This window comes from Oxynema aestuarii AP17, assembly GCF_012295525.1.
Lineage (GTDB): Bacteria > Cyanobacteriota > Cyanobacteriia > Cyanobacteriales > Laspinemataceae > Oxynema > Oxynema aestuarii.
Window position 1 is genome coordinate 3,504,202 of the sequence record NZ_CP051167.1, and the last position, 15,006, is coordinate 3,519,207.

11 protein-coding genes are annotated in these 15,006 nt (G+C 44.1%); 3 read left to right on the forward strand and 8 right to left on the reverse strand.

The genetic code is table 11. The annotated features are described in order from the left end of the window. Nucleotides 1–27: 27 nt before the first annotated feature. Nucleotides 28–1,503 carry a GTP-binding protein gene (locus HCG48_RS14265; protein WP_168569758.1) on the forward strand — a complete coding sequence of 492 codons (1,476 nt, stop codon included), beginning with the start codon at nt 28–30 and terminating at the stop codon, nt 1,501–1,503. Here the strand turns inward: HCG48_RS14265 and HCG48_RS14270 are convergent. Both HCG48_RS14270 and HCG48_RS26510 read right to left on the reverse strand, forming a co-directional pair. Continuing rightward, entirely contained in the window at nt 1,490–1,939 is a 450-nt protein-coding gene (locus HCG48_RS14270) for a hypothetical protein (RefSeq protein ID WP_168569759.1), read from the reverse strand. The genes HCG48_RS14265 and HCG48_RS14270 overlap by 14 nt on opposite strands. A 136-nt stretch (nt 1,940–2,075) precedes the next feature. After that, nucleotides 2,076–2,204: a hypothetical protein gene (locus HCG48_RS26510; RefSeq protein WP_281362005.1), complete on the reverse strand. Its 129-nt coding sequence runs from the start codon at nt 2,202–2,204 to the stop codon at nt 2,076–2,078. 721 nt (nt 2,205–2,925) lie between these two features. Between HCG48_RS26510 and HCG48_RS14275 the strand changes: the two genes are divergently transcribed. Next, entirely contained in the window at nt 2,926–4,827 is a 1,902-nt protein-coding gene (locus tag HCG48_RS14275; RefSeq protein WP_168569760.1) for a tetratricopeptide repeat protein, read from the forward strand. 206 nt (nt 4,828–5,033) lie between these two features. Here HCG48_RS14275 and HCG48_RS14280 read toward each other — a convergent pair whose 3' ends face one another. The 5 genes from HCG48_RS14280 to HCG48_RS14300 form a co-directional block, all read right to left on the reverse strand. Continuing rightward, nucleotides 5,034–5,234, reverse strand: a complete 201-nt coding sequence (locus HCG48_RS14280) for a hypothetical protein (RefSeq protein ID WP_168569761.1) — start codon at nt 5,232–5,234, stop codon at nt 5,034–5,036. Between the two features lie 216 nt (nt 5,235–5,450). After that, nucleotides 5,451–9,230, reverse strand: a complete 3,780-nt coding sequence (locus HCG48_RS14285) for a CHAT domain-containing protein (protein ID WP_168569762.1) — start codon at nt 9,228–9,230, stop codon at nt 5,451–5,453. A gap of 84 nt (nt 9,231–9,314) precedes the next feature. Next, nucleotides 9,315–10,103 carry a DUF1822 family protein gene (locus tag HCG48_RS14290; RefSeq protein WP_168569763.1) on the reverse strand — a complete coding sequence of 263 codons (789 nt, stop codon included), beginning with the start codon at nt 10,101–10,103 and terminating at the stop codon, nt 9,315–9,317. A gap of 4 nt (nt 10,104–10,107) precedes the next feature. Beyond that, the gene (locus HCG48_RS14295; protein ID WP_168569764.1) at nt 10,108–10,803 is read right to left on the reverse strand and encodes a hypothetical protein; all 696 of its coding nucleotides are present in this window, start codon (nt 10,801–10,803) and stop codon (nt 10,108–10,110) included. 105 nt (nt 10,804–10,908) lie between these two features. Beyond that, on the reverse strand, nt 10,909–11,667 hold the full coding sequence (locus HCG48_RS14300) for a DUF8692 domain-containing protein (protein WP_168569765.1): 759 nt from the start codon (nt 11,665–11,667) through the stop codon (nt 10,909–10,911). A 426-nt stretch (nt 11,668–12,093) separates the two neighbouring features. Here HCG48_RS14300 and HCG48_RS14305 point away from each other — a divergent pair, with 426 nt between their 5' ends. Next, complete coding sequence (locus HCG48_RS14305) at nt 12,094–13,842, forward strand: adenylate/guanylate cyclase domain-containing protein (RefSeq protein WP_168569766.1); 1,749 nt, start codon at nt 12,094–12,096, stop codon at nt 13,840–13,842. A 71-nt stretch (nt 13,843–13,913) separates the two neighbouring features. Here HCG48_RS14305 and HCG48_RS14310 read toward each other — a convergent pair whose 3' ends face one another. Then, the gene (locus HCG48_RS14310; RefSeq protein ID WP_210437036.1) at nt 13,914–14,591 is read right to left on the reverse strand and encodes a DUF8692 domain-containing protein; all 678 of its coding nucleotides are present in this window, start codon (nt 14,589–14,591) and stop codon (nt 13,914–13,916) included. Nucleotides 14,592–15,006 lie beyond the last annotated feature (415 nt).

The following is a 15,006-nucleotide window of genomic DNA, read 5'->3' on the forward strand; positions in this document are numbered from 1 at the left end:
TGAGTCCACTCGTCTGTTACGGATTCCATGCCATCGAATATTCAGGATACCGATCTCACCCGCGCCCGTGCGAGCATCCGTCAGGCGATGTCGTGGTATTCCCACGTGCGTCGTCAGGCGTTACGTCATGGAGATATCGCCCAACAAGCGGCGATCCAGGCGCAGATCGATCGCCTCGGCGAGACGTTAGAGAAACTCGATGCTGGGGTGATTCGGATTGCGGCGTTCGGCTTGGTGAGTCGCGGCAAATCGGCGGTTCTCAATGGGTTGATGGGGGAAAAGGTGTTTGCGACCGGGCCCCTACACGGGGTGACTCAGTGGCCGAGATCGGCGCGGTGGCAGGTCGCGGAGGGCTTGGAGGTGGAGGCGATCGACACGCCGGGCTTGGACGAGATCGACGGACAGGCGCGATCGCAGATGGCGCGCCATGTGGCCCAGGCGGCAGATTTAATTTTATTCGTGGTCTGCGGCGATATCACCCGCACGGAGTACGAGGCGTTGTGCGAACTACGGCGCAGCCAAAAGCCGTTATTGGTGGTGTTTAACAAGATCGACCTGTATCCGGAACAGGATCGTGAGACGATTTATCGTCAGTTGCAGCAGTTGGCGGCGGGTCGCGAGGGTCGCGGGGGCACGAGGGTCAGTGACGATTGGATTCCTTCGGAACCGGAGGAACGACCGAGCCTTCCGGCGTCGGAGGATATCGTGATGGTGGCGGCGGATCCGGCGCCGTTGCAGGTTCGCACGGAATGGCCCGACGGTCGCGAGTCGTGGGAGTGGGAAACTCCGGAGCCGCAAATTGAAGAGTTGCGAGAGAAGTTGGTATCGCTGTTAACGGAACGGGGGCGATCGTTGTTGGCGATTAATGCGTTGGTGCAGGCGCGCGCGGCGCAAGAAATGTTGGCGGTCGGGGCGATCGAAGCGCGCCAGATGGAGGCGGAACGCTTGATCTGGCGGTTCGCGCAATACAAGGCTTTAGCGGTGGCGCTCAATCCGATCGCCGTGTTCGATCTGTTGGGAGGGGCGATCGCGGATTTGGCGTTAATTCGCTCCCTGGCGCGCTTGTACGGCTTACCGATGACCGGGTACGAAGCGGGGAAACTCTGGCAGCAGATTTTAGTGAGTGGGGGCGGGTTGCTGTTGGGTGAGTTGGCGAGTGGTTTATTTTGGGGCTTTGGCAAAAGTGCGGCGGCGATCGTCGGCGCCTCGGGGGATGCGGGAGGCGTGATGGGCTATGCGGGAGCGGCGATCGCCCAAGCCTCGATGGCGGGATACGGTACCTACCGCGTCGGTCAAGCCGCTCAGGTGTATTTAGAGCGCGGTTGCACCTGGGGGCCGTTAGGAGCGAATACAGTGATTCGAGACATCCTCGATCGCGTCGAACCGGAAACGATCCTCGGTCGTCTGCGCCAGGAGTTGGAGCGCGAGTTAGTGGCGGACGATGCCTCGGGGAATTGGACCGCAGAGGAAATCTCAGTAGAGAAAACCACTAATCTTTATTGACCGGATGCGGTGCGGGCGGTTTGGGAATCGGGGGTTTTTTAGGATGTCGTGCTTCCAGAATTGCGTTTCTGAATTGGGCAACTTTTTCGGTTCTTTTATAAAAGACAATTAGGGTAACTTGACTGGTGTGTAAGATTAAATAACGTTGTTTGACAAGAAAAGCCAAGACAATCAAGACGACTCCAACAAAAATCGTAAGCGTCGGGAGTCCCAGCCAAAATAGCCACCAAGTACATCCCTGTCCGATTTGAATGGCTTTCACTTCTCGAACGGGGATAAAGAATTGTTCATTTTCCAAGCCAAAAAAGCTATCGGAATAGGCTTGAACGATATCACCGTTCAGTGTGATTTTCATAGAACCACTCGTTTTAATGGGAATCATACCGACAATTTTACCGGGGTTCCCATTGATTTGAGCGTTGCGATCGGATTGCATGAAATAATAGCCTCAAGATTTTTTATTTTTAGATTGACGTTTCAAGATAGAAAATTTTAGAAATATTGATATTGTTTATTTAATTGTTGAGAAAATAGCATCTTTTTAAGAAAAAATATGAATATTTTATGGGTTTTCATCCATTTTCCCCTGTCGTTGGCTTGACCCAGAAACATCCGGGATCTTCTTGCACGATCGCCCGATAACTGACGAGAAAGGCGATCGCCGAACCCATTAATAGATATTGAAATCGGCTGTTTGACATGGTCTCAATTCCTCCGAACCCACCCTTAAGAAAACCTGGTAGCAGGGAATAAATCCCTGCACCAAGTAGGGCGGAACAAACTTGAAAAACCTAGATTGCTACGGTGATTTGCCGCGATCGCCCTCGAAGCTCAACCCTCCCAACGCAGCCAGCTTTTACACGAGTCGATCGATCGGTCATTGTGGGAAGTTAGGAGAGTTAAAGAGAGGAAAACATCGATCGCCGCTCCTTTTTCTCTCATTCTGACTTCAACTCTAGCGCAGTCATTCTCTTTTGACAAGACTTTTATCTCATTAAATGAGATATCGACCATTCCTTTTGACTAAAATCCTCTTGCAATCGAGTCATCGCAAGGAATCGATCCGATTTCACCGACCCAATCCAATCGGTAATGTTCTCCGAAAGACTCCCGCGATTGAGGGTTGGCTCTCCCTCGTCGATCTTGAAGTTCATCGCATATAATGAGGTATAAATGAGATCGAAGTGCTTGCCGTAGGGCGTACAGAGGCAAGCCTCTCGATCTGTAGAGATCGACGATCGTGTTAAAATCCCCGGCGCCGACCGTTATTGTAGTAAAGAATACTACCGAGGGAACGATCGCGCAGTCGAGGGGAACAATCTTATATTCACGCGGGATGAAGGCAAACGACGGGAATGCAGGGCGCCGCACCTCCGTACAAGGGGAACGGCTCGACCACTAGATTTCATAACTGGATTGACCATGAAAATTCCTCAAGACTTTCTAACCACCGTCGCCAAGCGGGTCGGAGTGTCCGAAAACGAACTCGAAGTGCTAAGCAGAGCCGTTGAAGGGCAGGCCATGACGGCGATTTCCCAACAATTGGGCGTTCGCAAGGATGCCTTACAGAAACGACTCGGTGAAGTTTACAAGAAATTTGAGATTCCGGGGTCGGGTCCGGGAAAGTTGGCAAAACTCGAACAATTTCTGATCTCAGAATATGAGAAACAAATGAGAAATCGGGGTCAACAAGGAGTCCCGCCGACAGGTGAAAACACGAGCGGCGCCTCATGTCGGTGGGATTTAAGCGAAGCGCCAGAAGTGACCTCATTTTGCGGACGAAGCACGCAATTGCAGACCTTAGAACGCTGGATCGTGGCTGAAAAATCCCCGGTTGTGGCGGTGGTGGGAATGGGAGGCGTGGGGAAAACGGCTTTAGTACGGCAGGCGATCGCCGATTTCGGTCATTGTTTTGATTGTATTGTCTGGCGGACGTTGAGCGATCGCCACGACATTGCAACCGTTTTAGACAGCGCGATCTCATTTATTAGCGATCGAAAAGAGTCTGACCCCCTCGAATCTTTGCGCTCTTCTCGCTGTTTGTTAGTCTTAGATGCTCTCGAACAAAGTTGGCGATCGCGACGAGAAAGTTGCGAAGAAATTATCGATTTATTTCTCAAAAGTTTTCCTCAAAGCTGTTTATTATTAACCAGTTGGGATTGGCCATTAGACCATTCTAAGTTCGGCGATCGCCCGAGCGAAATTCGAGTTTTAGAATTGGACGGTTTGAGCGAAAACGAAGCCCAAATGCTCCTGCACTCTTCCAGTTATCCAGATTTATTACAATCCGATCTGATTTCAGAATTAATTAATTTATATGCAGGCAACCCCTTAATTTTAAAATTAGTTGCCAACCATGCCGAAATTTTAGTTTCAGGAAATTTAGCCCAATTTATTAAATCAACGACGTTCTCCGTTGGCCAACTCGTCCGTAAGTTTTTAGAAACCCACTATAACGATGAGATTCCCAGTTTGGCGATCGAAATTGCGAGTTGGTTGGCAGTGAATGGCGATCGCGCAATTTCTCTACTAGATCTACAGGAAAACGGTATTGTCGATCCCGATGAATTGTGGGAATCGGAACGAGCTTTAGAATGGTTGGAAATGCGCTCGATTGTCATTCGGGAAAAAAGCCACAATCCAATGGTTTATTTTCGACTGAGCTCGCAAATAAACCGAGAGATAACTCATCAACTTTTAGCAAAATATTTGAATAAAATCGGTCATAAAAGTTACAACGACGGAAATTTTAAAAGTGCTAAAACTGATTTAAAAAAAGCCATTCGCTATAACGAAAGTCTAGCTCCAGCACAATACAATCTCGGCGCCACTTACGAGCACTTAGACTGTCGAAAGGAGGCGATCGCCCACTATCAAGAGGCAGCGAAACAACAAAATCGGGCAGCTTATGCCGCTATTAATAATTTAGCTAGATTGCAAATTTTAGAAGGACATTTAGACGAGGCGATCGCCCAACTCAAAATCGCGTTAGAAAAGGCTAGCGATCGCGTCGTTATCGCTGCCTTACATAAAAATTTAGGATGGGGCTATTGGTTGCACAATCATTGCGGATTGGCGTTCGACCATTTACACCAATCGATTGACTTAGAAGGCGATCGTCCGGCACCTTATTATCTATTAGCACAAGTTCTCGAAGGCAAAGGAGAATTAGAAGAGGCGATCGGTTATTGGGAAAAAGGATTGCAATTAGACCTAAACAATCATACAAAACATTCCAATACTTGGAGTTTGCCAGAATTGAAAATTTGGCAAATGATGGCGCGGCAACGCTTAGGGGCGCGATCGCCTGAATTAAGTAATTAAATAGTTTAAAATTTATCTTGTCCCAGCGCATTTGTCCGAGTTCATAACTTATACTTTTCGCGAATTGTAGTAATTTATATGGACGTAAATTACCAGAATCTAAAGACAGTTTGAACTGAAGCATATCTACCGATCGAGCTATTTTTCAATTCAAACTGCCTCTAGATTTAAGCTGTGCGATCGCCAATGACAATCGCAAAACTTATCTAATTGGGATCGACAATCGGATCGTCACTTTCTTCGTTCGGGTCTGTCTTCGATGTCGTATTGTGGGCGATCGCTACCTCCTCAAAACGGGAAGAATCGCGAAAATAGGACGCAAAAATAGCAAACTCGCTGCGATCGCTAACAACCCCAGTTCCCGAACTGACAACGATCGCAACAGCAGACAAAACAACGTGAATCATCACTCGTTTCTCCTCGGTCATTTATAGAGTTATAGGGAGAAGCGAGTTGGCCAACTGCGCTTTTTAACTAACCGGGGTGAAACAAAAAAATTATGCAAATTCGGCTCAAATTTTTACTAAAAAGCCCTCGATTGAATCGCCAAAACCTTTCTGCACGGGGACTTTGAGAGCATAAAAAAATTTTTGCCCCTCCCCAGGGAGCGCAAAGTTGCACCACTAACGCAATCCAGAACCGATAAACGCAGCCCAGTAAACCGGATGGGAAAACGGTTGCAGTTGTTCCGCCATTTCGGCGATCGCCTTTTGTACCTTTTGCTTGTGGCGACGCGCCAGACTCGCTTTTTCGCTCAACTGCTTGTACATTGCGTCCCATTGTTCGTATTCGGGACTGCCTGCAGCAGACGCTTCTCGCTTTACTTTGACCGATTGACGCCCTTCGTTCAAGCGTTTAAACTGTCCGTCGAACAACGCAATCATTTGCGGCTGATAAACCGTTTTCAAAGTTTCACTATCGAGGGTTCTTAATGCTTGTTGGGCGCGTTGTAACGCTGCAACTCGACAAATTCCCTGCTGGCGATCGCGGTAATAAAACATCGAAAATAGGGCGGTGGATAGATCGTTGACCGACCACAACGTATTGACAACGTGGCGCGCCCCCGCACATAAAAAACCAGCCGCAAACGTGAGGGTATCGTCGGTAATTCCAGTTAATGTAAACCCGGTTTCGCAACAAGAAAGAGAAACCTCGACGAGATGGGTAAGCCGCCATCCCGGTGTCATCAATTGACCCAAAGTCATGTAACCGTCGCCTAATTCTAATTTTGATTCTAAAGGGCGATCGAGTCGCGACTCGGCGTGATGGCTAAAATGAATGACGTTGACTTGCGCGATCAATTCTCGGAAGTTTTCAACCGTTCCCTGTTGTCGTCCTTGGAGGCGAAATCGATTGGGGATTTGAAACAGTTCGGCAATATACTGACATTCAAAATTCGTAAAAACAAGGTTTTCTTGCGTATTTTCAACAATCCCGTAAGTCATTGAATTGATAACCGGGGGACGATTCTGACAGTAGTTTAAAATTTGACAACTGGGGGCGTAGCGAATCAAGAATTTATCGCCAAAATAGCCCCCGTCAGCGAGAGGAAGGGCGCCTAAAGGAATTTGATGTAAGAGTAAATGAGGGATGAGAATAAGTTCTTCAATTCCCTGGAGATGTTCGTCGATGAGGCGATCGAGTTGGAGGCGTTCGGAAAGTTCGGTGAGAACAATAGGAATTGCATTTTGCCATTGTTCTCGCCATTGTTTTCGTTCTTCTTCTGATTTCGTGCGATCGCCACTCGTAATATAGGGTTCTAACCACTGTTTAAACAACCATTGTTGTAAATTGTTCTTCCCTTGGCTAGGACAAAGCTGATAAGTTAGCTTATTTTTACAGACGATAAAAATATAGGTATCTTCTTCGCTAACATAAAAACTTAGAATCGCAGTAGTTCGAGTATTGACTAAGGCTTGAATCTGGTCAAATTCGAGGGGTTCGATGTCTAATTCTCCCGCCAATACTGGATCGACACGTCTAAATTTTTTCCAGATATTTTGTTTTTCCAATTCTAATTGAGCGATCTGTTCTGGTATGTTAGAGTAGCTGCGATTGGCGAGTAAATCGAAGTGAGCGATCGCCGATCGCTCGACTTGAGAATCGTTCAAAAAATAAAGGCAATCGATTTGTTCTTGTAGGCGTTCGTAGTCTTGTAAATACTGTTTAATTTCGTCAGAAAGATATTGAGAAGACAGGAGTTCTTGACTGGTCATTAAATCCGCGAGAAAACGCGACCGCGATCGCTCCAAAAACTCCACAGCTTTCTCAATATCGCCATGATGAATGCAAGCTTCTATAATTTTCGGATTGTTCCCGAATAATCGAATTAAAATCTCTTGGCGACGAGTATCATCTTTAATCCAAGAACGACTAATTTCGGCGCCTTTAACCGCCAGTTCATAACCATAAATTGCTTTTTCCCACTGACCTAAGTCAAACGCTATATTTCCTAGAAGATGTCCGCAAACTGAAGCAGCATAAGGAAATGCATTGAGGGTAAATACCTCTAAAGCTAATTCTAAATGAGCGATCGCTTCTTGAGATTTTCCTGATTTGTGTAAAAGATTGGCAAGATTTAAAGTAATTTTTGCCCATTGTAGGGGAAAAGATTGTCGATTATAAACCTTTAATGCATTTTCATAGTATAAAAAAGATTGTTGAAGATTATTATCTCGATTTCCTCGCATTCGACGAGTGTAAAACTGTCCTAAATTGTTTTGTAAATCGGCCCATTCTAATAAAAAATTTTCTTTGTTATAAACTTTCAAAGCTTCTCGGGCAGAATCGATCGCCAATTCTATATTTTCTGCAATCGATCCGGTTTTGCAAAGATTGTAAGCATTAGCTAAATTGAGATGAGTGCAAGCCCACATATAGGGAAAAGTGTTAGGACTGTAAACTAAAAGGGCTTGTTGATAATGCTCGATTGCTCGCTCAATGGGTTGCGGTCTTGTCGTTAATAATTGCTCCTGATAAGCATATCCTAAAGCATGTTGAACCGACGCCCACTTTTCCGGAAACAGTTCTTTCGTATAAACGGATAATGCGGATTGATAAGCGGCGATCGCCCGCTCAAAATTTTCAATTAAATCCCCTTGAATGCGTTGGGAATAAACGCGACCGAGTTCTAATTGAGCTTCTGCCCACTGTTCCGGGGCATCATTTAAACTTAAATGTTCAAAAATATCATGAATACAGTTGAGAGCCTTTTCTAAATTATCCGATTTATTTTGGCTTGTATCTTCATAAGCTCGGGCTAAATTCACTTTAATTTTTGACCAATTCCCTAAAAAAAACTGAGGCGAAAAGATCTCTAAAGCTAAATTTGAATAATAAATTGATAACTCTAAATTAACATGACGATCGCCTTGACTTCGTTTGAAATAAGCGATTCCTAAATTTTGTTGTACTTTGCCCCATTCAACAGTATGTTTTTGGCGATCGTACACTGATAAAGCCGCTTCGCAACAGGCGATCGCCGCTTCCATATTTTCTAATCTATTCCCAAGCGGGCGATCGATATAAATGGCGCCTAAATTATGTTGGACGAATGCCCAAGTTTCTAAATTTTCTCTTCGATCGATGTTTTGTAAAACTAATTTAAGATGACCGATGGATTTTTCAAAGTTTTCCGGTATATTGACTTGTGGCTTAGCCACATACGCACTCGCTAAATTAATATTTAAAGTTATCCAATTATTGAGAGACTGTTCGCGAGTATGAATGGTTAAAGCTTGTTGATAACATTGAATCGCCCGATCGATATTACGGTTACGATCGCCCTGAATGCGATCGCTCAAGCACAATCCCAAAGTATTTTGAACGATCGCCCATTCATCGGGATGACTATCTCGACGATAAACGCACAAAGTCAGATCGCAACAGGCGATCGCAATTTCGACAATATCGGCTCGATTTCCAAAAGGAAACTGTAATAATAAATGACTTAAATCGTGAAATACTATCGCTAAAGCTTCCCGTAGATCGGCTGAATATTTGGGGAATTCTCGATCGGCAAACAGATATAGAAATTCAACAAAATGGCAATCGAGTCGGTCTAAATGTTGTTGTAAAAATCTAAAAATAGATTCACTTTGATTGCCTCTATTTTTTACAATTCCAATAAGTTTATCTAGAAAGTCAAGATCGCCTTCACGGAATTGGCTAGATCGACGATCGAGTTTTAATGAGAGTTGAGATGCTAATTCAACACATAAATTTCCTAAATCAACTTCACCTTGTTTGGTCTTTAAATTTCCAGCCATTTCTAGAAATTCGATAAACCCGCGATCGAATACATCCGATCGGATTTCCAAGAGGCGATCGATCTCGTCATCTCTCGAACATTGCAGTATTTGCATCAGTAAATTGGTGTAAGCATTTATTTTTCGTTCGTCCATGAAATCACCTCTCTCAGATTTGCGATCGATGGCGTGTAAAAACAACAAAAAATTACACTCTTAAAATAAGAAAAACCATCGGATTTAACCTTGCCAAAGGGTGCGAAGTTTTTCTAATAAGCTTTCGGCGAGGTCGAGAACTTCCCAATCGTCATCGGTATTTACGGGAGCATTGAGATTGCGATCGCCCGTCCCTACGATCGCCGTTCTTAACAGTAAATCTTTGATCGCATAAGGTTGCTCTTCTTCGCTTTCCTGTCGATAAATGCGCTCTAATTGCGCGGCAATTTCGCTAATTTCTCGCCCTTCTAACCGATCGCGAACGTCCTGGGCGATTGGATCGTTTCCTTGTAAAAATTCCGTCGTACTTTCCAACCGAAATAAATAATCAATGAGATCGTCGAGAGATAATAAATCGCTGACAGATAAAAATTCTGGGGTCGATGATTCGTCAAAACTGGGTAAAAAACCGAGTAAATGAGCGCCATTGAGTTCGTTACACAACTCAACAATAATGTAGCCCAAACGATCGCCCGTCGCTTCTGGAGGTAAAGCAACGCGAGTTTCGCCTTCCCAAAGTGGACGACATTCTAATTTACCGAGATCGGCGATCGCCAAATCGGCAATATCCCAGCGAGAACGCAAGATTGGATCGGCAAAATCTCCCCCCATCCAATCCGTTTCATACGCCAACCAATTCAAATAATAATTAACGGCAAAAACGGCAAGGCTATTGAGATAAATTCGCTTTCCTACCGCATTTTTCTGCGCTTCTGATGCAAAACTTATCGATTGACGGGCAAATTCGCGGGCGCGATCGTGGGCTTGTCTTCCGAGTGGAATGGTGAAGAAAGAAAGGTCGGGACTATTCATCAAGCTAACTTTCCGATTGATATCCGAGTTGTCGGGCGATGTCTTGTAATAACGGGCGACAATTGCGCTCCCAATGGGATTTTAAAGTTTGATAGTTTATAGCAAACTCGCGGGCGATCGCTGTAAACTTCTCGGGAGGATGTTTAAGTAAAACCCGGCGGGCAATTTCTTGAGCGTTACATTGGGGATACGCTTTAGGATGACACTGTTTTAACTGATTTTCTGGGTCGGTTTCGATGTATTGTTCTAGTTTGAGGGCGAGATTCTGCCGATGTTCGCGCTCGATGTTTTGAATATAGGCATCGAGTCCGTCCCGGGTGGGGCGATCGCCAGAGGAATCCGAAAGTAAATCGGCTAAAGTGATTGTTTTGTCTTCAGTTACAGGGGCATCTAAACTAACTGGATGGTTTGAATTTTTAGCATGTAAATCTTTAATTCGCCAATACAAATAACTGTTCAACCATTGAACCGATCGCCGTTCGACATCGGGTTGAGTCCAGTCAAATTGATGGCAAATTTCTCGATTGACCCAAGTGAGGGTTTGATTGAACGCATCGAGATAGTCCGGATGGGAAGATTTAGCGAGTCCGGGAAGACGGGCGATCGCCGCAATCAAGCGGTTAAAGGCTTTCCGTCTTTTGGGACTGGTGAGGGGGTACTGACAAATTTCGGAAATCAGTTCCGCCAGCGATGAGTGCATAAATGGAAAAACGCTTTGTGGAATCAACTTTATTGTTGACTACAAAGCGTTTTAAATCAAGGGCGATCGCCGCGATCGGGGGATAGATGTAGATGTAGTAATTTTCTACATTTTGGAGATCGAGGATTTCTGGCGATCGTCAACCCAAATTTCCAATTGTTCGACGTAGCGACTCATATAAGAAGTCAGGGCATAAATAAACGTGACGATGCCTATCATTTCTAACAACTCTTCAATATGAGTCATTACTGCATAAATCATTGCCGGAATAGCTTCCTGGTTGAGAATTGCATTGACATTTTGAGAAAAGTAATAGCCATTAATTAATTCCATGCCCAAGGTCCCCGATAGATACAGCCCTCCTGCCATGAAAAATAGCTTTTTAGTATGAGGGGGTAAATCTCGTAAAAACTTTAGGTAAACAAGGAAAATCGTCGCCACCAGGGGAATCGCAACAATAACCCAAGCAAAAAAGAAAATTCCACTAGTGTTCAAATTCGCACGCAAGGGATCGGTGAGTAACTCATGAAAACTATTCCATTCGTCGATTGATAAAAATAGAAAAATCAGAGATAAAGCAAACCAATGTTTTTTATAGCGGTGGTTAGCTCGGGTATTTCCTAGTGCAATGATTGCCAAACAAATTGATGAAATAAAGAGCAGCAAAAAAGAAAACAAACTGGGCAAATTTTTCTCGCGATCGAGGTGAAAGAAATCGACAAATAGATCGATATTGTTCACATCTGGCGAAAATTTCAAGACAAAAAATTTGACGGCCAAACTTGCCAAACTCGCTAAAAATAAGCCGATGGCTATAATTCCCAACCATTTTCTAGCTTCTAGAGGAGAAATAACCAGTTTCATGGTAATTGTCTATCCTTTAATGTGAAACATTGACTGCGATCGCCCCATCAGCGATAAACAACGGTGAGTGAAAAATTGTCCTCGTCCATTTCGGAGAAGATCGGCATAATTGCAGCCGAATCTGGAAAACAGCAGAAAATTTAGGAAAAACTGACAAATAAAGCTGATTTGCTTGTTTTTTCCTTACAAAGGTTTGCCATCGCCGAGATTACTAGTCTACTGGCAAGTCAGGAATGGAGAGATGATGCACGCTGCCGTCAGGTTATATCGCTTAAACTCCAATTAACCTCAATTTAACCTTAAGGCTTAAAATTGTCATCCCACGTCGAGAGGGTAGCGGACGGTTGACGGGTCGGCGTTAGCAAGCAAGGAGACCCAAAAAATGTGATAATCCCAATGTCGATTTAGCTCTGGCTCCTGCTGCTTATGACTTTGCGAAGGAATACCCTACTCGCGATCTCCATTACTTTGGGGAGTCTGGTTGGCGTGTTGTATTACACTTCCCGGACAATTCTGCTCGATGGTTTTACCAAATTAGAAGAACGCGAAGCTAAGCAGAACGTACAACGGGTAAGAGATGCGTTTTCAAATTATCTCGACGAATTCAAGAACTTGAATTTTCAATGGGGGGTTTGGGATGAGACATATAGTTTTATTGAAACGAAAAATAGAGATTATGTGACGCGAAATTTAGGCGAAACTAATTTACTTTCTATTGGGGCAAATGCGCTAGTTTTTCTGAATAAAAGTGGGGAATTAGTTTACGGAACGGCGTTCGATCTCGACGAGAAGAAAATTCTGCCTTTGAGTGCAGATATTGCCAAATATTTACAAGATAATCAGTCTTTAGTTGAAAGTTATGAAGAGGCAATTCAAGGGATTGTGATGCTAGAAAGGGGACCGATGGCGATCGCCTCCGGACCGATTTTAACGAGCGATGGCGGCGGTCCAAGTCGCGGAACCTTGGTTCTCGGACGCAATTTAGATGCGGTAGAAATCCAACATCTGGCGGAACTGACTCATTTAGATATTACGGCTTACCGTCTAGATCGCGGCGAGGCGATCGGTTTGCTGCCGAAACATGCGATCGATCCCACTCAAATTGCACTAAAATTAAGCTCTAGCGATCGCGAAGTGCCGATTTCCGTGGAAGCGCTCAATCCAGATATTATGGCAGGCTATACGGTCTTTAACGATATTTACGGCACTCCGGCGTTATTATTACAAGTTAATATTCCTCGGGATATTTCCAAGCAGGGACAAACCACACTCAATACTTTAATTATTACTTTATTCATTTTAGGAATAGGCTTTGGTATTTTAACCTTATTGCTTTTAGAAAGAATCATTCTCGCTCGCTTGACGCATCTGAGTAAAGACGTAGAAACGATAGGAATAGATAACGATCTGTCCCGTCGAGTTTCGATTCCCGGAAAAGACGAACTATCGAGTTTAGCAAGTGCCATTAACTCGATGTTGGGAGCGATCGAATCGTCCACGGAACAAGTTAAAATCGAACAACAAAAAGCTGAAAATCTTTTGCTCAATATCTTACCGGAACCGATCGCCGATCGCCTCAAATTACAAGAAAATACGATCGCCGATAGCTTTGCGGAAGTGACGGTTTTATTTGCGGATATTGTCGGCTTTACCAAACTCTCCTCGGAAATTCCGGCGGCGGAATTAGTGCGTTTACTCAATGAAATTTTTTCGCGTTTCGATCGCCTGGTCGGTAAACATGGATTGGAAAAAATTAAAACAATTGGCGATTGTTATATGGTCGTCAGTGGCTTACCCGTTCCTCGCGAAGACCATGCAGAGGCGATCGCGGAAATGGCCTTAGATATGCAGGCAGAAATTGCCAAATTTAATCAAAAAATGGATACGTCTTTGAGTATGCGAATTGGTATTCATACCGGACCTGTCATTGCTGGGGTGATCGGTATTAAAAAGTTTATTTATGACCTGTGGGGGGATACGGTCAATATTGCGAGCCGGATGGAATCACACGGGATTCCCGGTTGTATTCATTTGTCTGAGGCAACCTATGAATGCTTAAAAAATCGGGATTATCTTTTGAAAGAACGAGGAACGATCGATATCAAAGGCAAGGGACGGATGAGGACTTATTTGTTAGAAGGGAGGAGCGGCGATCGCGTTCAACTCAGCCAATAGTCGCTTGAAAATACCGCCCACTCCAGGCGCAGGATGGGGAGTTAAAAGAATGGCAATAGTTGAACTATTCTTTAAAAATTGTATTTTCTCAAATGACGAACAATTAAATGTTCGCCACAGTGCAGAAAATAAATAAACCAGCTTACAATTCCCACAAGTTTCGTGCCATCTTCAAGCAACAGTCGGATATCGTCGTGAATTCCAAAAAAGTCCGGTCTGAGTCTACTGAGAAGATCGATGAAAATCGAGAGTCCGAAGAAAAACAGGGGAGTCACGAGTAACAGATATTCAGTTTGCAGAATAACTCGGATAAATTTGACGAGATAGAAGCACAGAAAGAGGACATAACTTAATAAAACGAATTTTTCTGGGATGCCAATTGCCGGAAACATGTCTTCGTGTAATAAAAAAGCATCGTCGATTCCGAGCATGAGTGTGAAAATGGCTGAAATCAGAAAAAACTGTTTGACGCGATCGCTTCCGGTGAAATTGGAGACAACTTTATAACTCAGCAAACAAATTCCACTCGCCCCAGACCAAAAAAATATACCGATTTGGGATAAAAGTCCAGCATGAGCGGGCAGCTTGGCAATTACCGATAAATCTCTCGATAAATGCCCCATCGGGATATTGTGGTAGTAGTACAGAAATAAAACAACTTTGATGAAAACCGTACAGATACCCAAAGCTAACAGAATAAACAGATAGCTTTCTTTCCAGTGCTTACCTAATATAGATAATAGTTTCATTTTAGCGATTGGTTTTTAATGTATCGATTGTCGCGGCTTTGTCGCTTATCCATTGGCTTGCAACTTGCGAAGCGCTTGCGCTTCAATCCAACGGAATCGCGAGTAGATTTAACCCTGTAGCCCGAGCTTCCCGATCGGTTTCGATGCCCTGTGCGATCGAAGAGTTGAAGATGCGATCTCAACTATTTTACATCAAAAAAATTCTATCGATTTTTTTTGCTAATTTCTTTAAAGTTTTTGATAAGTTTTGACATCTCGATCGGAATATAAATTTGGGATTAAATTAGATACAAAGATCGAAATAGTTTTTGTCAATCTAGGAGTCAAAAATTAAAGTTATCTAATCGTCTCATTTTTTAAAATAAACGTTTATATACTCAATTTAAACGGGAACCGTATAGAATTTAAACTTGAT